The organism is Janthinobacterium sp. 344, from assembly GCF_900112025.1.
Classification (GTDB): domain Bacteria; phylum Pseudomonadota; class Gammaproteobacteria; order Burkholderiales; family Burkholderiaceae_D; genus Janthinobacterium.
Map to the genome: position 1 here is coordinate 516602 of NZ_FOKL01000003.1, position 19708 is coordinate 536309.

22 protein-coding genes are annotated in these 19708 nt (G+C 65.2%); 11 read left to right on the plus strand and 11 right to left on the minus strand.

What is annotated here, in order from left to right; all coding sequences use genetic code 11:
• Positions 1-31: 31 nt before the first annotated feature.
• The 3 genes from BM193_RS11940 to blaOXA all read right to left on the minus strand — a co-directional run bounded on the left by BM193_RS11940 (position 32) and on the right by blaOXA (position 3758).
• Positions 32-2395: a penicillin-binding protein 1A gene (locus tag BM193_RS11940; protein WP_254786085.1), complete on the minus strand. Its 2364-nt coding sequence runs from the start codon at positions 2393-2395 to the stop codon at positions 32-34.
• 158 nt (positions 2396-2553) lie between these two features.
• Entirely contained in the window at positions 2554-2949 is a 396-nt protein-coding gene (locus BM193_RS11945) for a hypothetical protein (RefSeq protein WP_092797931.1), read from the minus strand.
• Positions 2946-3758 carry a class D beta-lactamase gene (blaOXA, locus tag BM193_RS11950; protein ID WP_092798078.1) on the minus strand — a complete coding sequence of 271 codons (813 nt, stop codon included), beginning with the start codon at positions 3756-3758 and terminating at the stop codon, positions 2946-2948. The genes BM193_RS11945 and blaOXA overlap by 4 nt, the downstream gene beginning before the upstream one ends.
• Before the next feature lie 220 nt (positions 3759-3978).
• Between blaOXA and BM193_RS11955 the strand changes: the two genes are divergently transcribed.
• Positions 3979-4938 (plus strand): hypothetical protein, encoded by a 960-nt coding sequence (locus BM193_RS11955; protein ID WP_092797932.1) that lies wholly within the window; start codon positions 3979-3981, stop codon positions 4936-4938.
• Here the strand turns inward: BM193_RS11955 and BM193_RS11960 are convergent.
• Together BM193_RS11960 and folE2 are read right to left on the minus strand one after the other, a co-directional pair.
• Positions 4935-5117 carry a hypothetical protein gene (locus tag BM193_RS11960; RefSeq protein ID WP_092797933.1) on the minus strand — a complete coding sequence of 61 codons (183 nt, stop codon included), beginning with the start codon at positions 5115-5117 and terminating at the stop codon, positions 4935-4937. The genes BM193_RS11955 and BM193_RS11960 overlap by 4 nt on opposite strands.
• Before the next feature lie 21 nt (positions 5118-5138).
• On the minus strand, positions 5139-6047 hold the full coding sequence (folE2, locus tag BM193_RS11965; protein ID WP_092797934.1) for a GTP cyclohydrolase FolE2: 909 nt from the start codon (positions 6045-6047) through the stop codon (positions 5139-5141).
• Between the two features lie 163 nt (positions 6048-6210).
• Here folE2 and BM193_RS11970 point away from each other — a divergent pair, with 163 nt between their 5' ends.
• From BM193_RS11970 to BM193_RS11985, 4 genes are all read left to right on the plus strand, one after another.
• On the plus strand, positions 6211-6567 hold the full coding sequence (locus BM193_RS11970) for a VOC family protein (RefSeq protein WP_092797935.1): 357 nt from the start codon (positions 6211-6213) through the stop codon (positions 6565-6567).
• A gap of 68 nt (positions 6568-6635) precedes the next feature.
• Positions 6636-6965: an ArsR/SmtB family transcription factor gene (locus BM193_RS11975; protein ID WP_092797936.1), complete on the plus strand. Its 330-nt coding sequence runs from the start codon at positions 6636-6638 to the stop codon at positions 6963-6965.
• Positions 6966-6976: 11 nt separating this feature from the next.
• Complete coding sequence (locus BM193_RS11980; RefSeq protein WP_092797937.1) at positions 6977-7234, plus strand: hypothetical protein; 258 nt, start codon at positions 6977-6979, stop codon at positions 7232-7234.
• A 38-nt stretch (positions 7235-7272) separates the two neighbouring features.
• A complete protein-coding gene (locus tag BM193_RS11985; RefSeq protein WP_092797938.1) occupies positions 7273-7716 on the plus strand; it encodes a hypothetical protein in 444 nt (147 codons plus the stop codon).
• Positions 7717-7725: 9 nt separating this feature from the next.
• Here BM193_RS11985 and alkB read toward each other — a convergent pair whose 3' ends face one another.
• Positions 7726-8358, minus strand: coding sequence for a DNA oxidative demethylase AlkB (alkB, locus tag BM193_RS11990; RefSeq protein WP_254786095.1), 633 nt, complete (start codon positions 8356-8358; stop codon positions 7726-7728).
• A gap of 124 nt (positions 8359-8482) precedes the next feature.
• Here alkB and BM193_RS11995 point away from each other — a divergent pair, with 124 nt between their 5' ends.
• The gene (locus BM193_RS11995) at positions 8483-8956 is read left to right on the plus strand and encodes a heme-degrading domain-containing protein (protein ID WP_092797940.1); all 474 of its coding nucleotides are present in this window, start codon (positions 8483-8485) and stop codon (positions 8954-8956) included.
• Positions 8957-8985: 29 nt separating this feature from the next.
• On the opposite strand, the gene BM193_RS12000 is transcribed toward BM193_RS11995, so the two are convergent.
• From BM193_RS12000 to BM193_RS12010, 3 genes are read right to left on the minus strand one after another with little or no spacing between them, the layout of a single operon-like run.
• Positions 8986-9678 (minus strand): aspartate/glutamate racemase family protein, encoded by a 693-nt coding sequence (locus BM193_RS12000; protein WP_092797941.1) that lies wholly within the window; start codon positions 9676-9678, stop codon positions 8986-8988.
• 11 nt (positions 9679-9689) lie between these two features.
• Positions 9690-10448, minus strand: coding sequence for an SDR family NAD(P)-dependent oxidoreductase (locus BM193_RS12005; protein WP_092797942.1), 759 nt, complete (start codon positions 10446-10448; stop codon positions 9690-9692).
• Positions 10438-11151, minus strand: coding sequence for a GntR family transcriptional regulator (locus tag BM193_RS12010; protein WP_092798079.1), 714 nt, complete (start codon positions 11149-11151; stop codon positions 10438-10440). The genes BM193_RS12005 and BM193_RS12010 overlap by 11 nt, the downstream gene beginning before the upstream one ends.
• Before the next feature lie 133 nt (positions 11152-11284).
• On the opposite strand from BM193_RS12010, the gene BM193_RS12015 reads away from it, so the two are divergent.
• Positions 11285-11725 (plus strand): acyl-CoA thioesterase, encoded by a 441-nt coding sequence (locus BM193_RS12015; protein WP_092797943.1) that lies wholly within the window; start codon positions 11285-11287, stop codon positions 11723-11725.
• Positions 11726-11990: 265 nt separating this feature from the next.
• Here BM193_RS12015 and BM193_RS12020 read toward each other — a convergent pair whose 3' ends face one another.
• Positions 11991-12683, minus strand: a complete 693-nt coding sequence (locus BM193_RS12020) for a YoaK family protein (protein ID WP_092797944.1) — start codon at positions 12681-12683, stop codon at positions 11991-11993.
• A gap of 372 nt (positions 12684-13055) precedes the next feature.
• Here BM193_RS12020 and BM193_RS12025 point away from each other — a divergent pair, with 372 nt between their 5' ends.
• The 4 genes from BM193_RS12025 (at position 13056) to BM193_RS12040 (ending at position 17786) form a co-directional block, all read left to right on the plus strand.
• Positions 13056-13802, plus strand: a complete 747-nt coding sequence (locus BM193_RS12025) for a class I SAM-dependent methyltransferase (protein WP_092797945.1) — start codon at positions 13056-13058, stop codon at positions 13800-13802.
• Between the two features lie 236 nt (positions 13803-14038).
• Positions 14039-14938 carry a GNAT family N-acetyltransferase gene (locus BM193_RS12030; RefSeq protein WP_175533253.1) on the plus strand — a complete coding sequence of 300 codons (900 nt, stop codon included), beginning with the start codon at positions 14039-14041 and terminating at the stop codon, positions 14936-14938.
• Between the two features lie 10 nt (positions 14939-14948).
• Positions 14949-16328 (plus strand): FAD-binding oxidoreductase, encoded by a 1380-nt coding sequence (locus BM193_RS12035; RefSeq protein ID WP_092797947.1) that lies wholly within the window; start codon positions 14949-14951, stop codon positions 16326-16328.
• 93 nt (positions 16329-16421) lie between these two features.
• Positions 16422-17786, plus strand: a complete 1365-nt coding sequence (locus BM193_RS12040) for an amino acid permease (RefSeq protein WP_092797948.1) — start codon at positions 16422-16424, stop codon at positions 17784-17786.
• Positions 17787-17842: 56 nt separating this feature from the next.
• Here the strand turns inward: BM193_RS12040 and BM193_RS12045 are convergent, their stop codons facing one another.
• The gene (locus BM193_RS12045; protein WP_092832333.1) at positions 17843-19471 is read right to left on the minus strand and encodes a hypothetical protein; all 1629 of its coding nucleotides are present in this window, start codon (positions 19469-19471) and stop codon (positions 17843-17845) included.
• Between the last annotated feature and the right edge of the window lie 237 nt (positions 19472-19708).

Here is a 19708-nt window from a genome sequence, read left to right on the forward strand (position 1 = left end):
GATTGTCCTGTATCAAATTACATCGTGGCCGCTAGCCTTGCGGCATAGGCTGCGGCGCCGGGACAGGCGCGGGCTCCGGCACCGCCTTGCCATGCGCTTCCTGCCCGCCCTCGCCTTCGGCCGGCATGGCCAGCGGCGCCGGCGGCGCACCTTCGGGCACCAGGTCGCCCGGCTCTTCCACGGGCTCGTCCTGCGGTTCCTCGACGGGTTCCACATGGCGCAGCGGCGGTGGCGGCTTGCCGCCGGGGAAGATGGCGTCGCGCGCGAGCTTGCCCGTGTCGAGCGCCGTCTTGAAGAAGTCGCCCACCACCAGCACGGCGTTGTGGCCGCCCTGGCCCCAGTAATTGCTGCGCATGGTGACGCGGGCGTCGTTGAAGCCCACCCAGGCGCCGCCCACCAGTTGCGGGTGCATCAGGATGAACCAGCCGTCCGCATTGTTTTGCGTGGTGCCGCTCTTGCCGGCCACGTCGGAGCGGATGCCGAAGCGGCTGCGGATGGCCGTGCCCGTGCCGCGGTCGATGACGCCGCGCATCATGTCCGTCAGGGTGGCGGCCGACTCCGCCTTCATGGCGCGCTGGGGTTTATCCTCGCCGAAGCGGGCGATGGTCTTGCCTTCGCGGTCGGTGATGTGCGTGACGACGAAGGGCAGGCGCGCCTCGCCCTGCGCGGCGATGCTGGCGTAGGCGTTGACCATTTCCAGCAAGGTGACGGGGCTGGTGCCCAGCGCCAGCGACGGCACTTTTTCCAGCTTGCTGTCGCGGATGCCCAGCGCGCGCGCCAGCTTGATGATCGGCGGCAAGCCGACGTCCTGCATCACCTGCGCCGTGATCGTGTTTTTCGAATACACGAGGCCGTCGCGCATGGTCATGTCGCGCCCCGTGGTGCCGCTCATGTCCGTCGGGCGCCATTTGGTGCCGTCGGCCGTCTTGATATCCATCACGGCATCGCGGTAGACGTGGTCGGGGCTCAGGCCCTTTTCCAGCGCCGCGCCATATACGATGGGCTTGAAGGTGGAACCGGGCTGGCGCGCCGCCTGCGAGACGTGGTCGAACTGCTCGCGCGCAAAGTCGCGGCTGCCCACCCAGGCGCGCACGGCGCCCGTGGCGGGGTCCATGGCCGTGAAGCCCGCTTCCAGGCGCGTCTTCGACTTGCGCAAGGCGGCCATGAAGGCGCGGTCGCCCTTCAATTTTTCCAGCGCCTCGTCGGGCGTGCTGCCGGCCGCCGTCAGCTTGCGGTAGTCGCCCGACTCGCGCACGAAGCTGTCCAGCAAGCCCGGATGCGATTTCCAGAAATAATCAAAGGCCACGCTGCCGGCCTGCATGCCCGCATACATGCCCGTCGAGGTGGACGACGGCACGCCGGCGCGGCTCCATTCCACGTCGGCGATCGCCTGCAGGGCATTCGCCTGGCGCTCGACGGCGCGTTCGGCCGCCTGCTGCAGATCGTGGTCCAGCGTGGTGTGCACGACCAGGCCGTCGCGCTCGAGGTTGTAGTCGTTTTCATCGGCCCAGTCGATCAGCCACTTGCGCACATAGGCCGTGAAGTGGCTGTCCGACTGCACGCGCTCGCTCTGGCGCTCGAAATGCAGGCGCAGGGGACGCTTGATCAACTGTTTGTAGCGCGCCTCGTCGATGACGTCGTGCTTGCGCATCTGCCCCAGCACCACATTGCGGCGCTGCAAAGAGCGTTCGGGATTGCCGACGGGGTTGTAGTAATTCGTGCCCTTGAGCATGCCAACGAGGGTGGCGCTTTCCAGGATATCGAGGCGCGACGCGGGCTTGTCGAAATACGTGCGGGCCGCCATTTCAATGCCGTAGGTGTTGTACAGGAAAGGCACCGTGTTCAAATACGCTTCCAGGATTTCCGTCTTGCTGTAGGTGGCCTCGATTTTGAGGGCCGTGATGAGTTCCTTCAGCTTGCGGTTCAGGTTGCGCGAGCGGCCGATTTCCTCTGGGAACATATTGCGCGCCAGCTGCTGCGTGATGGTGGAACCGCCCTGGGCATTGCCCTGCAGGCTGTGCACGATGGCGCCGGCCGTGCGCGTGAAGTCGATGCCGTGGTGTGCATAGAAACGGTGGTCTTCCGTCGCGATCAGCGCGCTGATCACATTCGGCGAAATCTGCTGCAGGGTGACTCTTTCCTGCAAGCCCTGGTCGAAGCGCACCAGTTCCTTGCCATCGGCGCTGACCATGGTGCTGGGCGCGGCCGCGCGCGCCTGGCGCAAGTCGTGGATGCTGGGCGTCAAGGGAATCAGCAGCAGCATGTACACGATGACCAGCGCCAGCAGGGCCAGGAACGACCATAAGGCCAGCACCAGCGCGCGCCGCACGGGCGGCAAAGTCATCAAATGCGCATGGCCGCGCCGGTACAGCGCCACTGCCTTGACCCATGCCATTCGCGCCACGCGAACGACCTGCACGCGCGCCCATGTGAATGCCTGCCGTGCTTTTTCCTGAAACTGCTCCATGCCTGATGCCATGCTTGTAACCTTGTCTGATGCCGGATGATCCGTTTCAGCAAGTATATAGGGCGGGCAACAAAGCGGGCCGGAATTTACGGCAGGCAAGCATCCAGCCGCGCCAGTGTCACGCCGACATACGCGCCCACGCAGCGCGCGTCGCGCGTATGAAACGCGTCTTCCACGCGCAGCACGCCACAGTCGCAGACGACGGGATCGACGCTGACGATGACGCCGAGCGCCAGGTAGCGCCAGCCGTCGATGCGGCGCAAGGCTTTTTCTTTCGCGGGATTGGCGCTGAAGATTGCGTCCCAGTCATCGTCCCCGCTGGCCATGGGCCACAGTTCGACCTGGAATGGCGTGCCGGCGGCCAGTTGCGAACCGCCGAACTCGTCCATGACGTGCAGCCGCTGGCCGTCCACCTCGATGATGGCTTCCAGATAGGCGCCGTCGCTGGCGATGAAGGTCGCCGTCACCTCGCGCGCTGTCACTTCTGCGCCTGCTCCAGCAATGCCGGCAACTCTTTCAGCATGGTTTCACGCGTGCGCAGGCCGGCCGATTGCGTCCCCTTTTTCTCGTCCTGCACCAGGCGCGCGAAGACGATCGTGCGCTCGCCCTTGCTGGCCCAGCCCACAAACCAGCCATAGCCATGTTCCTCATCGACGCTGCCGTCCGCCTTGCGCGGGTAGGCCGCGCCCGTCTTGCCATGCACTTGCCAGCCGCCCACGTCTTCCAGCCGCGTCAAGCGGCGCGTGTGTTCCATCGCCTGCTTGCTCACGGGCAATTGATCATTGACCAGCTTGCGCAGGAAGCCCAGCTGTTCCAGCGGCGAGATTTTCAGCGAAGAGCTGATCCACGAGCGCTCCAGGCTGTTGTCCTTGCCCGGGTCGCCCGACACGTCCGCGTTACCGTAACGCAAAGCCCTGGCGTACTTCTGGAAACGCTCGGCGCCCAGCGCCTGCGTGATCTGCTGCGAATACCAGACGACGGAATACTGCATCCAGCGCGACGGGTCCGTATCCTGGCGCCACGCCGCTCCGCCCCAATCCACATAGCCCTGGCGGTACGGCAAGACCGGCTTGTGTTCATCCTTGAGGAAACCCGCGTCGTAGCCCATCAGGCTGAGGGCGATCTTGAACGTGGACGCGGGCGTGACGCGGTCGATGCAATTACCTTCCTGCAGCAGGACCGTGCCTGCCTTGGCATCGGCCATGGCCGTGCAGATAGTGGCGGCCTGGGCAGGCGCAGTACCGAGGAAGGCGGACAAGGCCGCCAGGGAAATCAGTCGCAAATGTGGCATGGGCATGGGTTCTCATCTATAAAGTCGGTCGCCAGGCCTGCGGGCGGCCGACACTGCCGCGCCCAGCTGGCCTGCGTGCCAGATTGGAATCGCAAGAATTATAAGCGCTGGCGGCAGTGAAGAAACACCCGTGCGCAAGATATGGCAGGCGAGCGTTAATGCGATGCATAAAAAGAAATTAATACTATGCAGAAATTTACTTTATTGCTAACATCAAAGCATGAAAACCCTGCTGCCCGCCCTGCTGCTGTCGCTGGCCAGTACCACGGCAGGCGCCGCCTACAGCGTGCCGCCCGACTCGGTCGCGCAACGGAGCCACGTCCGTTCACCGCATCACATGCGGGAAAATGGCTTGCGCCACCTCAACATCAGCCTCGTTGGCATCGAGCAGGACAGCATGGAATTGGTGTTGATCGGCACCATCGACGCGCGCATGGCGCAGGCCGTCAAGGACTATGCCGACCGCTATCCCCTACGCGCCGTCGTCGTCGACTCCTATGGCGGCAATATCGACAGCGCCATGGATATCGCCGCCATCCTGCGCGCGAAGAAGCTCGACCTGATCGTCGACGGGCGCTGCCTGTCCGCCTGCGCCAACTACCTGTTTCCCACCGCCGCGCGCAAGACCGTGCTGCCCGGCTCCGTCGTCGGCATCCACAACATCCGCGTCACCTATCAGGACAAGGGTACCGTCGCCCTGGTGCCGGCCACCGATGCTGCCCGGCTGTTTCAAAGCAGGGGCGACATGGACAGCCTCAAACAATTCCAGCGCACGCAGCGCCGCGAACAGGCGTTTTACCGCGACTTGGGCATACGGCAGGACAATTACCAGGCTTACCTGCGCTACCTGGCCAACCGCAAGGCCAATTTCGGCATAGAAACCATTGCCGCAAAAGAAGCCGCATTCGAAGGCTGCCCGCCCGTCCAGATGTGGGCCCTTGAGCGTGCGCAGCTGGAAGCGATGGGCGTGCAGGGCATCGGCGAATTCTGGTTTCCGGCGACCAACCGGGAAAGGCAGGAACTCGCGCTCGACCTGGGCTTTTCACCAAGCTTTTTGTACTTCGGCGGCGCCAGCGACATGGCGCAGCTGTGCAGCACGCCTGCCGGCTTGTTGTCCAGGCTGGCAAGGCGTTTCAAGGAGGCGTACGCTGGCGTGCGAGGGCACGGCCAAGCGCGCTAAGGACGGCTTGCCGGCGCCGGCGGCAGGCGCTCATGTTTCAGGCGCTCTTCCTCCAGCTCGTCCATCCCCAGCTTTTCCTCGTCGATCAGCGCGTGCTCGCGTCGCTCGCGCTCCAGGTCCTGGGCCAATTCGTGCTCCAGGCTGTCATCGCTGGCGTCCTGCTTGATGTTGTCCGGCATGCTGTCCTCTTCAGGGAGTGATTAAAAAGCGCCCGTCCGGGCCACGGCATCGTGCGGATGCAAGCTTTCCATATGCCGTACGGCAACGCTGGCTTGCGCGTAGCGTGGCGCCAGCGCCGCCTGCACGCGCCGCGCCGCATCTTCCACGTACATCAGATTAGCACCATTCAGGCGCGCGAAGGCCTGTTCGTCGGCGCGTTTCACGGCTGTCTGCAGCGGCGTCGCCAGCGCGGCCTCGACCAGGTCGATCAGGGCAAACAGGTCCAGCTCCGCATTTTGCGCCAGTTGCACGGTGACAGTGGCCGTGCTGCGCTGGCTGTGCGGCGTGGCCAGGCTGGCGTGCTCCAGCAGCCAGCCACGCGCGGCGTCAGCGTCGATCCGGCCGGAACCGAACTGCGCCGCAAAGCCGTCGGCCAGCAATTGCCGCGCCAGCGCCGCCGAACACGGGCACGTCGAGGAATAGCCCACCTCCAGCGCCAGGGTCATGGCAAAGCCGTGCGGCGACAGCGTGGCCTGCAGGCGCACGGGATACGCCTTCCAGCCCGCCAGCCCCGCTGTCAGCAACGCCGGCTGGCGCCGCAGCAAGGGGAAGGACAGTGCCAGGCGCGCCTGCGTGCTGGCGCAATCGGCATGGCTGACCACCATGCGCCGCAGCAAGGCCGCCAGCTCGGCGGCGTCGAGCGGCCCAGCGGCGGCAAACGCGTCGAGCAGCGTGTACAGGCGCGACATGTGGATGCCCTTCACCCGCGGGTCGGGCACATCCACGTGCACGTCGGCGCAGGCATGCACTTGCTGCGCCTGACCGCCCTCTTCCAGCCACAAGGGCAAGGCGATGCCCTGCATGCCGACCCATTCCAGCGGCAAGAGACTGCCCGCATTGCCGCTGGCGGCGACATCGGGCAAAGGGGCCATGTGTTTATCGCGTTTCATGCAAGGCCATCCTGAATATGCAAGTTAATTGCATATGATGACGAAGTCGCGCCATATTTGCAAGTGAGTTGCATGTAAAAGAAAACCACCGTGCGCGCGCGCACGGAGGTGGCCCGCATCCCGGCGCTATCCTGAGACTCCCCCTCGCTCAAGGAGAACCATCATGCCCATCCTGAACGCCATCGCCAGCCTGCCCGTGCGCGATCTGCACGCGGCGAGCGCCTGGTATGCCAGCCTGCTGGACAGGGAAGCCGATGCGCGGCCCATGCCGGAAGTTGCCGAATGGAAGTTTGACCGTGGCGGCTGGCTGCAGCTGTACCAGCAGCCCGAGCGTGCCGGCGGCGGCTCCGTGACCCTGGCCGTCGACGATATCGACCTGCTGGCCACGCATCTGCAGCAGCTGAACGTGGCGCATGGCGCGCTGACGAAGACGGCGCAGGTGCGCACCATCATGCTCACCGACCCGGACGGCAACCATCTCGCGTTCGCCCAGGCGCTGGATCACACGATGGCCCGCTAGCTACCGCAGGCGCCCCTTCCGCGCATATTTCGCTTGACTCGCTGTCATGTGTCAGATAATGTTGACACATGACAGATCCAAACACACCACCGACTGGAGACCGCTTGCTGGCCATGCTGGCGGCGCTCGACAATCCGCACCGGCTGCGCATCATCGCCGCGCTGGCGACCGGCGGGCGCAACTACATCAGCCAGCTGGCGCGCGACCTGGGCATCAGCCGGCCCCTGCTGCACCTGCACCTGCAAAAGCTGGAAAGCGCGGGCCTGGTCAGCAGCCAGCTGGAACTGTCGCCCGACGGCAAGGCTCTCAATTTCTTTGAAGCCAGCCCATTTGACCTGCGGCTCACGCCGGCCAGCATTGCCGCCGCGGCATCGTCGCTTACCCCCAACCCTGAATAACCGAGGCCATCATGACTGAAAATGCTTTTTTCGCGGCGTTCTTCTTTAGCTGCACCGCCGCCGTCCTCATCTTCGCTTTCAAATACGCATCGGGCGTGGCGCAGGCCCGCGCGCGGCTGGCGCAGGACAGCGCCTACCAGGAACTGGCCCAGTCCCTGGCCGCCTCGCAGGCGCAAACGGCGGCCGCCCTGGCGGCGCTGGCGACTTCGCTGGCGCACATCGAAACGCGCATGGGCGGCCTGGAAAAGATCCTCAAGGAAGTCGAGTAATTCACACCCCACGCAAGCCCACGCCAAGGAGCATGACCATGAATACTGTATCGACCGCCCGTTTGTATGCGCTGCGCGCCATGTATCTGCTTGTCGTCGCGGGGCTGGGCAGTGTGCTGTGGCCCGGCATTGTCATGCCGCACCAGCCATGGGGCCTGGCGCAGGGCACCGTCAACTGCATGCTGGCCGCATTCTCGCTGCTATGCTTGCTGGGTGTGCGCTATCCGCTGCAGATGCTGCCCGTGCTGTTGTGGGAAGCGCTGTGGAAGACCATCTGGCTGCTGCTCGTGCCGCTGCCGCAATGGCTCAATGGCCAGGTCGATCCGGCCACGGCAGCCACGGCAGTCGAATGTTCGCTGGTGGTGCTGGTGTACCTGGCCATCCCGTGGCGCCATGTCTACGCGCAGTATGTGCTGCGGCCGGGCGCCCCGTGGCGTGCCGCCGGCCCGCTGCCAGCGGCGCGCGAAACACCGGCGAATTGACCAGGCGGCTTAGCCTGCCTTGCGCAAGGTCAGGTTGATGCGCTGCGCGCCCAGCAGCGCGTGCTCTCCGTCCTTCAGCGGCGCCACGCCGTGAAAACGCAAACGGTCCACGCCGCCCCACACCACCACGTCGCCATGCAGCAGGGGGATGCGCGCCGCCTTGTCGGCCCGCGCCCCACCGCCGAATAAAAAGGTGGCGGGCAGGCCAAGCGAGACGGAGACGATGGGCGCCGCAAAATCGCGTTCATCGCGGTCCTGGTGCAGGGCCATGCGCGCGCCGGGCGCATAGCGGTTGACCAGGCAGGCATCGGGCACGAAGTCCGCATAGCCGGCCGCCAGCGCCGCCTCGTGGGCCAGGCGCAGGAACGCGGCCGGCATCGGCGGCCAGGGCTGGCCGCTGGCGGGATCGAGCGCGGCGTAACGGTAGCCGCGCCGGTCCGTCACCCAGCCCAGCAGCCCGCAGCTGCTCATGGCCACCGACATGGCCAGGCCGCCCGGCGTGAGCATGTGCCGCAGCGGCGCGGCGCGCGCGACGGCGTCCAGCGCCGGCAGCAGCTCGCCCACGTACGGCAGCGCAAAACCGCGCAGCAGCATCGACGCGCTCGTGCCCGGCACCAGCGGCGCGGGCGCGGCGGGTGCCATGTCTTCATCGGCAAACAGGGACAGGTTCATGCCGCGTATTTTAGCCGCGCGGCAGAAAAAGCGCGCGCGCCGGCCCGCTGGTGCGCTACAGTAGCGCTTCCAGCCACTCTTGCCTTTTATTCCGATGGATCACTACGCCGATTTGCTGCAAACCCTGGCGCAGCAGGAAGAATCCCTGCAGTTCGACCGCTTCGACAACGATACCGCGCTGGCCGTGGGCCTGTGGATCGTCGAGGAAGTGCGCAGGCGGGGCAAGGCCGTCACCGTCGATATCACGCGCAACGGCCAGGTCCTGTTCCATCACGCCATGACGGGCGCCACGCCGGACCAGGCGGACTGGATACGCCGCAAGAACAACACGGTACGGCGCTTTTGCCGCAGCTCGTATTACATGGGCATTTCCTACAAGAGCCGCGGCAGCACCTTCGAGGACGTGAAATACCTCGATGACGTCGAGTACGCGGGCCATGGCGGCGCCTTCCCCCTGCTGATCCGCGGCGTGGGGCTGGTCGGCACCGTCACCGTCTCGGGCCTGGCGCAGGCCGACGACCACGCGCTGGTGGTGGCCGCGCTGCAGACGCAGCTGGACGCGCACTGACGCCACAGCCGCGCCATTGCGTGCAATGGCTAGGCTGCCAGCGCCTTGCGCAGGGCGGCGCGCGCCAGCAGGCGCGTGGAATCGAGCGTCGGCAGCGGCGAATTGGCGTCGCCGATGATCAGCGGGATTTCCGTGCAGCCCAGGATGACGGCATCGCAGCCCTGCTCGCGCAGGCCGCCGATGACGGCCTGAAAGCGCTGCACGCTGTCCGGCTTGATCACGCCCGGCACCAGTTCTTCCATGATGATGCGGTTGATGTCGCTGCGCGCATCCTGTCCGGGGCGCACGCAGGCGATGCCGCGCGCGGCCAGCATGTCCGGATACACGGCACTGTCGACCAGCCAGCGCGTGCCCGTCAAGCCGACGCTGCGGAAACCACGCGCCTGCGCTTCGGCAGCGACGACATCGGCGATATGCAGCCATGGCAGCGGCGAACGGGGCGCCACCAGATCAAACGCCTGGTGAATCGTGTTGTCGGGGCAGATCAGGAAATCGGCGCCGGCGGCCGCCAGCTTGTGCGCCGAGGCTAGCATCAGCCCGGCCACGCCGGCCAGGTCGCCCGCGTCCAGGCACGCCACGTAGCGCGCCAGCGATGGCGTGTGCAGCGATACTTCCGGATGCGCGTACGGCCCCAGCGCATGCGCGCCCTCCTCGCAAATGGTGCGGTAGCACAGCGCCGCGCCTTCGGCCGAACAGCCGACGATACCGATATGCCGCGTCATGATGAAGCTCCTTAAATGCGCTGGCCGCCGTCGATGGGAATTTCCGCGCCCGTGATGTAGGAGGCGCGCTCGCTGCACAAGAACTCCACCAGATCCGCCACTTCGGCCGTCGTGCCCAGGCGGCGCAGCGGGATTTGCGTGTCGACGATGTGCGAGGTGCCGGGCGACAGGATCGCCGTGTCGATCTCGCCCGGCGCGATGGCGTTCACGCGCACGTTCATGGGCGCCATGTCGTTGGCCATTTCGCGCGTCAGCGAGGCCAGCGCCGCCTTCGAGCTGGCGTAGGCGGAGCCGGCAAACGGGTGCACGCGGTAGCCAGCGATCGAGCACAGGTTCACCACGGCGCCGCGCGCGTTCGACAGTTCCTGCGCGAAGCCGCGCGTCAGCGCCAGCGGCGCGAAGAAATTCGTGTTGTACATGGCTTGCCAGGTCTGCATGTCGGTGGTGAGCGAATTGACGCGCGAGCCGCCCGGCCCCTTCGGCGACACGCCCGCATTGTTCACCAGCGCATGCAGTTTCGATTCTCCCAGCATGGGGCGCAGCATGTCGACCATCTGCCCGATCTGGCTCAGGTCGGACAGATCCATGCAAAAGTGCGTGTTGTGCTCCTGGCTGCGCGGACAGCCGCCCGGTATCGGGCCGCGCGAGACGGTGATGACGCGCCAGCCCAGGCTGCGGAAGCGCTCCGCCACGGCGTGGCCGATGCCGCGGCTGGCGCCCGTGACGATGGCGGTTTTCTGTTCGGTCTTGTGCTCGGTCTTATGCGTCATGTGCTTCCTTGTCATGTTCAACGGCGCCGGCGTGGCTGCGCTCCAGGCGCATCACATACGCCAGCATCTGCGCCCCGCCGTCGAGGATGTCCTGTTCGATGGCGCGCCGCGCCGCCGCACTGTCGCGCTGGCGCAGCGCCGCGATGATGGCGCGGTGGTGGCCCACGCGCATGTCCGGCGTAAAGGCGGCGTAGCCGGCGGCGATCAGGGGCGCCGTCTGCATCCACAAATGGTCGACGAAGCGCTTCAGGGTCGGCATGCCGGCCGCCTGCGCCAGGCCCAGGTGAAACGCCTGGTTGCATTGCAGGGCGGCCGCCAGGTCGTGCCGGGCGATGGCGTCTTCATTCGCCTGCAGCAGCAGCTCCAGGTCGGCCAGGCTGGCGTCATCGATGCGCTGGGCCGCCTCCGCCGCGCCCAGCCCTTCCAGCTCCAACCGCAGCGCGCGGATTTCCAGGTAGCGCGCCACGCTCAGCACGGGCACGCGGAAGTCGCGCGGCGAACGCAGGACCAGCGCCTCTTCCTGCACCAGCTGCAGCATGGCGTCGCGCACGGGCGTGACGCTGGTGCCCAGCTGCAGCGCCAGTGCGCGGATGCGCAGCCGGTCGTTGGGCTGGAAGCGCCCCGCCGCCAGCGCTTCGCGCAGCGTGGCGTAGACGGACTTGCCCAGATTGACGTGCAAGAGAGTGTCGAGTGGTCTGTGCATGCGTGGCGGCATTCCCTGAAATGATGATGCATCATACATCAAGCAAAAAAACACTGTCTTGCAAACGTGCGGCAACGGCGCGGCACGCCGCCGGCACGTACAATTTGCCGTCTCTCCACCGAAAGGACATGAATTGAACTGGGATTATCCGCAGGCGCATACCCTGCCCGTCACGCCCGAGGCGGCCGACATCGACGGCCTGCAGCACACCAACAACGCCGTCTACGTGCGCTGGTGCGAGCATATCGCCTGGCACCATTCGGCCAGCCTGGGGCTGGACCTGGACGACTACCGCCGCCTGGACCGGGCCATGGCGATACGCCGCGGCGAGTACGACTATCTGCTGCCCACCCGCGCGGGCGAGGCGCTGACCCTGGCCACCTGGCTGAGCGCCAGCGATGGCCGCTCCAGCATGGAGCGGCGCTTCCAGCTGATCCGCGACAGCGACGGCGCCACCGTCGTGCGCGGACGCTGGGACTTGATCTGCATCGAATTGAGCAGCGGCCGCGCGCGCCGCCTGCCGGCGCAATTCCTCGCCGTGTACGAGCCGGCCATCGTGACGGCCGCCGGCTAGCCGCTCGCCTTGAGCGCGCCGGCAGCGCCACCGCGCAATCGAGGAAGGCCCGCGTCCTGGCCGGCGGATGGGGGCGCGACGGATGCCGCGTACAGGGAAAGGGTCCGTCGCGCCAGTCGGCGCACAGCGCCACCAGCTTGCCCTCCGGCAGCCGCGCCTCGCTGTTCCTGCGCGCGGCCTGGTGCATGGAAAACGCCGTATGGGATATTCGCGCCGCGCGCGCCGACGCTGGAACAGGCGCCGCAGGCACTGCTGCGGCGCCAGGTTAATGGACCGCGGCGCCGCCGCGCGCCGGCTCCAGCGCGATCAGCACCAGCAGGATCGCCAGCGGCACGGCCAGCGCGACAAAGCCCACGGCCAGGTAGGCAAAGGCGGCCAGGACGGCGCCCACGGCAAAGCCCAGCAGGGGCCAGAAGAACTTCACGCAGCGCTCGCGCGTGGCACCGTCGGCCGCGCCGCGCAGCACGTCGACCGTGTCGATCACCACCTGCGTGACATTGCCCGTCATCATGGAGGTGGGCGCCAGGTGCGCCAGCAGCAGCCGGCTGATGGCGCTGTGCGCGCCCATGCCGGCCGCGCCAAACAGGCCGGCCGCCATGGCCAGCGCGCCCGGTTCGCTGGTGAGCGGTTCGGCCAGCATGCCGCACACCATGAAACCGAGCAGCAGCACCAGCTCCAGCAGCAGCGCCACGCGCAGGGCCGACCCGCCGCGCCGTTCCGCCGCCACGCTCAACAGCCGCGCCACCGCCACGCCCAGGATAAAGGCGGGAAACGCCAGCAGTTTCAATGCGATCGAGGCATGCGAGGCCTTCGCCAGCGCCGCGCCGATCAGCACGAAGTTGCCCGTGACGTGGGCCGTAAATAAGCCGAACAGGGCGACAAAGCCCAGGGTATCGACATAGCCGGCCAGAAATCCCAGGCTGATGCCCTGCATGCGGCTGCGCTGCGCAACATTCATAAATGCTCCAGTCAATAAAGTAGGCAGATCATACATGCACCTGTGGTGGCGTCGCTGGCATGCGTCAAGCCAGGCTGCCCGCTGCCCGCCGGTCATGAGAATGACATAGGCGTATGGATATTCCCCGAAAACCGCCCATTTCCTGATGCGTGAATATAGGTGAGTTTACTTTTCAAAAAAAGCCCTACAATTAACTCAGCAGAAGAAACCTTATGTTTCATCTTGCACTCCGCATTTGCACCCCGCTTGCCTATCGCGACCGACAGCATCCGCCTCACCGCGCGCACCATATTATCTTCACCCAGGACTGGTGATGCCATTGCACGCCAGAATTAAAGTGGTTTATACCATCCGGCAGAAAGAGTTACTACGATGAATATAGTGGCGCCGCAGGAACAATTCGAAAGCCTGGCAGAGGAATATGAACATATGGTGACCTTGCCATTCAGGCGCCAGATCGAAATACCGGCCGTCATGGAAAGCCTGGGCGAGATGGCGGGCATGCATGTCCTCGATTTCGGCTGCGGCGCGGGACACTATGCGCGACTGCTGAGAAAGCACGGCGCCGCGCGCGTGGTGGGCTACGATGCGGCCGGCGGCATGCTTGACCATGCACGCCGGCGCGAGCAGCAGGAACAGCTGGGTATCGAATATTGCGCCAGCCTGCCAGAAGCATTCGACGGGCAATTCGACCTCGTGCTGGGCGTGTATGTGCTGCCCTATGCCACCAGCCGGGCCAAACTGGCGGACATGACGGATGCCATGGCACGCCTGCTCAAGCCCGGTGGCCGCCTGCTGACCCTGCCAATCCATCCCCGCTATGCCTTGCCGGAGAACTACTACGCGCCGTATGGCTTTTCGCTCAGCAGCGAACAGCCCCATGCCGATGGCGCCGAAGTGCATCTGCACCTGCCGTCGGCGACGGCGCTGATCGACATTACCGCCTGGTACTGGTCGGCGCCGACCCTCGAGCAGGCCTTGCGGCAGTCCGGTTTCGACAACATCACCTGGACCGACCCGCTGCCGGCCGGTGCGCTCGCCAACCCGCAAGCGGAACTGCAGGCTTATCTGGAAAAACCGCACACGATACTGATCAATTGTCGTTATGCGCCTAATTAAAATGAAATCATTTCAACCACATTCATTCCCCGCATAACAATATGAGCATTTCCATTCATATACTCGATACGCTCGATGATATTCCACGCGATGCGTATATTCGCTTTCATGAAAAGAGTCGCGCATCCTTTTTTTATGACTGGCGCTTTCTGCAGGCCGCCGAAAAATCACCGCTATTAACCACGAAGAAAACGTGGTACATAATGGCAACAGATAATGGCGAATTATGCGCGCTGATGCCGTCCTATTTGCAGGACCTTGCCGTCGTCGATCCTTTTGGCGTATTAAAAGAGACGGCGAATATCATGAATGAAGGCACGGACACGGGGCTGTTCAGCCATATCATGCATTGTTTCGACAGCAGTATTCCCAGCGTGGCCGACGGCGACGCGTATGCCGCCATCTGCGGCGCATTTTTCCGCGCCCTCGAAGACCTGGCCCGCGACGCCGGCGCCAGTTACTACGGCATCCTGAATGTGGGCGATGCGCGCCTGCGCCAGCACGCCGCCGGCCTGGGCCTGCGCGTCAATCACATGCTCGACCGCTTTTACGCGGACCTGACGCCGTTCCGCGACCTCGACCACTTCATCGGGAACCTCCCGCGCGAACCACGCCAAAAGATGCACCGGCAACTACGCAAATTCGCCGACAGCAGCATCGAAGCGCGGTTTCTCGCGCCGCCGTTCGACGCGCGCCTGGAAGAACTGTGCCGCATGTGCTTTGAAACGACGGAAAAGCACGGCACGCCGCAGTACTTCCCCGCCGTCCCGCTGGCCAGGTTTGCCCGGCTGTGCGGCGATCTGGTGCGCCTGAACGTGATGGAACACGAGGGCCGGCTGGTCTCGGGCATGATCTGCTTCGAGGAGCGCCAGACGCTGCACCTGTGGTCCGCCGGGATGCGCTACGACAGCAGCGACTTCAGTCCCTACGCCGTGGGCGTCGCCAAGGCCTATGAATATGCGTTCGCGCACAGCTTGCAGCGCATCGAGGCGGGCCGCCTGAACGCGCGCATCAAGCTGCGCCTGGGTTTCGTGCCCGAACCGATCTACGCCATCACCAGCGAACGCCTGCCCGCACGACCCGCCGTGCATCACGCGCGCCAACCCGCCACCAGCGCCGCCCCGGCCTGTCTATAGGAGCACTCCCATGTCCGCAGTCCCCGCAACGGCATTCGCCGATGAATACCGACGTTTTGTCGCGCAGCTGCCAGGCAAGGTACGCTCGCGCTACCATCCGGAATACGCCAGCTGGCACCGGCAGGCCAGCTGGAACGGCCGCCATTTTTCACGCTACCCGGAGCTGATCGTGCACGCGGCCACGGTGGACGACATCGTCGCCACGGTGAAATTTGCCGCGCAGCGCCAGCATCGCGTGAGCGTGCGCGCCGGCGGTCACAGCTATGCGGGCTGCTTCCTGCAGGATAATGGCATCCTGCTCGACATCTCGGCATTGCGCGAAATCGAAGTCGATCCGCAGCGCGCCGTCGCCCGCATCGGGCCGGGCGTCACGGGCCGCCAATTGACCAACGCCCTGCTACCGCACGGCCTGGCCTTTCCCACGGGACATGGCGGCGATGTCGGCCTGAGCGGCTTCCTGCTCGGTGGCGGCCTGGGCATCAATTCCACGGCATGGGGTCCGATGAGCGTCTTTAACATCATCGGCGTCGACGTCGTCATGGCCGACGGCAGTGTCAGGCACGCCAGCGCCGACGCACACCCGGATCTCTTCTGGGCCGCGCGCGGCGGCGGGCCTGGCCTGTTTTTTGTCGTCACCGGCTTTTACCTGCGCTGCCATGCACTGCCGCGCGCCATCAGCAACCACATTTACGGCCTGCCCGCGCGCGCGCTGCCACAGCTGATCGACGCCATCGACGGCCACGACTGGGACCCGCGCCTGCAAATCATGCTTGGCATGGGCCGGCCGCAAGGCGAGAACGACCCGCACGCGCTGGTGCTCAACGTGCTGGCCTTCGGCGACAGCGCCGCCGACGCCGATGCCATGCAGGCGGCGCTGGCCAAGCGCCTGCCGCCATCCCTGTTCACCGTGCTGGCGGCCCTGCCGCAGGTCAGCTTCGAAGACATCTATCGCCAGAGCGAAGCGATGCTGGTGTCGAAAAACTACCGCACCGACAATGTATTCACGGACCGGCCACAGGATGCCGCCGACATCCTCGCCAGCCATTTGCCCGCCATGCCCGCCGTCGCCGGCATGACCCTGATGATCTGGCGCGGGCGGCAGGCCCTGCCCGATGCCGCGTATTCGGTCAGCGGGCGCTGCTTCATCTCCACGTATTTGCAATGGAACGAGGATGCCGACGATGAGCGCAACCGGCAATGGCTGGCGCGCGTGTATGACCGGCTGGCGCCCCTGTCGACGGGCAGCTACGTCAACGAGTTCGACCTCGAAGGGCGACAGGCCCGGATCGCGCGCTGTTATTCCGCGCAGAGCTGGGAGCGGCTGCAGCGCTTGCGACGCCAGTACGATGCGCACGCGGTGTTCCATGCGCTGGAGGGTCCTGGGCGCTGATGACACCGCAGTGCAACATGCATTTAGCTCCTGCTTTGCGCGGCCATGCTTTAGAATCAGCGACTTTATCCCCGCAAATCAGGATCACACACTATGACGGCAGTCGGGACTACCGAGCCACAAGAGCTCAAGCGCGGACTGAAGAGCCGCCACATCCAGCTCATCGCCCTGGGCGGCGCCATCGGCACCGGCCTGTTTCTGGGCATCGCACAAACCATCAAGATGGCCGGCCCTTCCGTGCTGCTGGGCTATGGCATCGCCGGCGTCATCGCCTTCCTGATCATGCGCCAGCTGGGCGAGATGGTGGTCGACGAACCCGTGGCCGGCTCCTTCAGCTATTTCGCCGACAAATACTGCGGCCATCTGCCCGGCTTTTTGTCGGGCTGGAATTACTGGGTGCTGTATGTGCTCGTCAGCATGGCCGAACTGACGGCCGTCGGCATCTACGTGCAGTACTGGTGGCCCGGCGTGCCCACCTGGGTCTCGGCGCTGGTGTTCTTTTGCGCCATCAACGCCATCAGTTTGCTGAATGTCAAGGCGTTTGGCGAGATGGAATTCTGGTTCGCCATCATCAAGGTGGTCGCCATCATCGGCATGATCGTCTTCGGCGCCTACCTGCTCGCCTCCGGCGACGCGGGGCCGCAGGCGTCGGTGGCCAACCTGTGGCAGCACGGCGGCTTCTTCCCGAACGGCTGGCAGGGCCTGGTGATGGCCATGGCCGTCATCATGTTCTCGTTCGGCGGCCTGGAGCTGGTGGGCATCACGGCGGCCGAGGCCGATGATCCGAGCACGACGATACCGCGCGCCACCAACCAGGCCATCTACCGCATCCTGATCTTTTACATCGGCGCGCTGGGCATTTTGCTGTCGCTGTATCCGTGGCAAAACGTCGTCACCGGCGGCAGCCCCTTCGTGCTGATCTTCCATGCGCTCGACAGCAACCTGGTGGCCACGGCGCTGAACGTGGTGGTGCTGACGGCGGCCCTGTCCGTCTACAACAGCGGCGTGTACTGCAACACGCGCATGCTGTTCGGCCTGGCCAAGCAAGGCAACGCGCCGCGGGCGCTGCTGCACCTGAACCGCCGCGGCGTGCCGCTGGTGGCGCTGGGCGTGTCGGCGCTGGCGACGGGCGCCTGCGTGGTGGTGAATTACTTCATGCCGGGCGAAGCGTTTGAAGTACTGATGGGCCTGGTGGTCTCGGCACTGATCATCAACTGGGCCATGATCAGCTGGATCCACCTGCGCTTCCGCGCGCAGAAGAAGGCCGAGGGCAAGACGACCCTGTTCCAGAGCCTGGGCTACCCGTTCACCAACTACCTGTGCCTGGTGTTCCTGGCCGGCATCCTGGTGATCATGTATTTGACACCGGGCCTGCGCATCTCCGTCTACCTGATCCCCGTGTGGCTGGCCGCCCTCGGCATCGGCTACGCGATCAAGCAGAGCAAGGCCAAGGCATAGGCGGCGTCACGCCGCAGCGCTCAACCAGCCCGCCTACATGGCGGGCTTGTTCATTCTCAGGCGGCAGTCTTCGCCTGGCCGGCCGCATCGGCGGGCGGCGCGTCGGCCAGCCACAGGCCGATCGTCCGGCCCGGATACGACTGCAGCAGCACGTCATCGCGCAAGGCAGACATTGCCTGCTTGCGCTGTTCGATGCGCGCCTCGGGCGTCGTGTCCTTCTCGCCCGTCTTGTACGGTCCCAGCACGGGCAGCAGGTCGCGCAGCACGGAATAGTTGCCCGGCGTCGTCTTGTCCGATTCCAGCTTGCCGAGGAAATATTTCATCACGTGCTCGGACTGGCTGGCCTCCTGCCGCAAGCTCGCCTTCACCAGCTTGCCATCCCTGTACGCCACCTGCGCATCGCTGCTGGCCGAGTCCTCGATCTGGTGGTAGGTGTAGTTCTGCGACTGCGTGTTGGTCGTCAGGCGCAGCGGCACGCCGGCGACCAGCGATTCATGGTAGCTGGCGCTCAGCTTTGATTGCTGCTGTTGCCGGATGGACCGCTCATCCTGGCTGGGGCCGGCCTGCGTCGTCTTCTGCGACACCTCATAGTCAAAGCCATCCTTCTCCGTGCTGCGCATGGGATTGCTGAATTTCACGGCCTGCGATACGGAAGCGCTGAAATCGGCCAGCCCCGTCAAGATGGCCGTATCCTCGGCCGCCAGGCGCCACTTGCCAGTCGCGGGCACGGCCGTCGCGGCTTCGGGCGCGGCGGCACTGCTGTGCAAGGCGGTAAAACTGTCCTTCAGCATGGCGACCAGGCCCGCGTCGCCATGGCCGCGCGACGCCGCCTGGTCGAACTGCTTCATGTAGCTGTTCAAGGCCTTGGCTTGCCGTTCCTTGCTGCCCAGCGTGGCGAGCTGGCTGGCGTCGACTTTCAACTCCAGGCTGCCGGCCTCGCCGCTGAAGCTGACCGAGCGCTGCGCGCCGTCGGCCTGGAAATCGAGGGTTTGCACGCTTTCCGGTTCGCCGCGCACCTTCACTTCCGCATGCAGCTTGACGGACGCCAGCACCTGCGGGTCGAATTGCATCAGGCCCGCCAGCGCGATTCTTGGCGTGCTCTGCCCCATGCCATCGATGGCTTCCTGGAAGCCCTTCGCCAGGTCGCCCATCGCCCGGCTCTCTTCATCATTGAGGTCGCCGCTCGCCGTGATCTTCACGGCCAGGCCATCGCCCTGGCTGTCGAGCGACAGCCTGACTTCCACGCCGCTGCGGGTGGTGATGCTGAGGGACACATTGTCTTCGCCATTGCCATGCAGGTCGCCCGGTGCGATGGCGGCCGCCGCATAGACATTCGGTGTCGTGCTTGGCGGCGGCTGGCGCAGCGCCTGCGACATATTGTAGTTGCCCAGCTTGACCTGGCCCAGCATGGCCTCGCCCAGGCCGCTGAAGCGGCCGCCAAACGCATACGACGCAAAACTTTTCGTCATGGCCTCGCTGACCTTGTCGCGCGTGCCGCTCTCCCACACCAGCGGCGACGGCTGCGGCGCGGCCGCGCCGTCAGCGTTCCCGCTTGCGGGACTGAGCGCGACGATGGTCGATGGCGTGGACACGCGTGAGGCCGCCGGCGCCTCGACCCGGTTGCCGGTGGCGGAGGCGCGCGCCGCAGGGTTGCTCCAGCTGTTGAGGGGGGAAATGGACGTCATGGCGCTGTCGCCTGGCAAAGGAAAAGTGGGTGCATGGATAATCTATTGATATCGTTAAATATTTTGCAATTAACTATGGCAAGCACATCATCCACCCCGTTGTACGGCGTAGCGGCGCGCATTGCATGGCAATACTGTATTAACGGCAACAAACTGTAAAACCTGAGCGTCGGGGAAATGAAACATTTTCATGCTGGCGGACGCGGCGGCCCCGAACAAGTTGCGCCACGGCTGGGA

Bases quoted from the DNA above. Each gene is read 5' to 3' on its own strand.
- BM193_RS11940 (WP_254786085.1), bottom strand. From the start codon at position 2,395: ATGGCATGGGTCAAGGCAGTGGCGCTGTACCGGCGCGGCCATGCGCAT.
- blaOXA (WP_092798078.1), bottom strand. From the start codon at position 3,758: ATGCCACATTTGCGACTGATTTCCCTGGCGGCCTTGTCCGCCTTCCTC.
- BM193_RS11955 (WP_092797932.1), top strand. From the start codon at position 3,979: ATGAAAACCCTGCTGCCCGCCCTGCTGCTGTCGCTGGCCAGTACCACG.
- BM193_RS11960 (WP_092797933.1), bottom strand. From the start codon at position 5,117: ATGCCGGACAACATCAAGCAGGACGCCAGCGATGACAGCCTGGAGCAC.
- folE2 (WP_092797934.1), bottom strand. From the start codon at position 6,047: ATGAAACGCGATAAACACATGGCCCCTTTGCCCGATGTCGCCGCCAGC.
- BM193_RS11970 (WP_092797935.1), top strand. From the start codon at position 6,211: ATGCCCATCCTGAACGCCATCGCCAGCCTGCCCGTGCGCGATCTGCAC.
- BM193_RS11975 (WP_092797936.1), top strand. From the start codon at position 6,636: ATGACAGATCCAAACACACCACCGACTGGAGACCGCTTGCTGGCCATG.
- BM193_RS11980 (WP_092797937.1), top strand. From the start codon at position 6,977: ATGACTGAAAATGCTTTTTTCGCGGCGTTCTTCTTTAGCTGCACCGCC.
- BM193_RS11985 (WP_092797938.1), top strand. From the start codon at position 7,273: ATGAATACTGTATCGACCGCCCGTTTGTATGCGCTGCGCGCCATGTAT.
- alkB (WP_254786095.1), bottom strand. From the start codon at position 8,358: ATGGCACCCGCCGCGCCCGCGCCGCTGGTGCCGGGCACGAGCGCGTCG.
- BM193_RS11995 (WP_092797940.1), top strand. From the start codon at position 8,483: ATGGATCACTACGCCGATTTGCTGCAAACCCTGGCGCAGCAGGAAGAA.
- BM193_RS12000 (WP_092797941.1), bottom strand. From the start codon at position 9,678: ATGACGCGGCATATCGGTATCGTCGGCTGTTCGGCCGAAGGCGCGGCG.
- BM193_RS12005 (WP_092797942.1), bottom strand. From the start codon at position 10,448: ATGACGCATAAGACCGAGCACAAGACCGAACAGAAAACCGCCATCGTC.
- BM193_RS12010 (WP_092798079.1), bottom strand. From the start codon at position 11,151: ATGCACAGACCACTCGACACTCTCTTGCACGTCAATCTGGGCAAGTCC.
- BM193_RS12020 (WP_092797944.1), bottom strand. From the start codon at position 12,683: ATGAATGTTGCGCAGCGCAGCCGCATGCAGGGCATCAGCCTGGGATTT.
- BM193_RS12025 (WP_092797945.1), top strand. From the start codon at position 13,056: ATGAATATAGTGGCGCCGCAGGAACAATTCGAAAGCCTGGCAGAGGAA.
- BM193_RS12030 (WP_175533253.1), top strand. From the start codon at position 14,039: ATGCCGTCCTATTTGCAGGACCTTGCCGTCGTCGATCCTTTTGGCGTA.
- BM193_RS12035 (WP_092797947.1), top strand. From the start codon at position 14,949: ATGTCCGCAGTCCCCGCAACGGCATTCGCCGATGAATACCGACGTTTT.
- BM193_RS12040 (WP_092797948.1), top strand. From the start codon at position 16,422: ATGACGGCAGTCGGGACTACCGAGCCACAAGAGCTCAAGCGCGGACTG.
- BM193_RS12045 (WP_092832333.1), bottom strand. From the start codon at position 19,471: ATGACGTCCATTTCCCCCCTCAACAGCTGGAGCAACCCTGCGGCGCGC.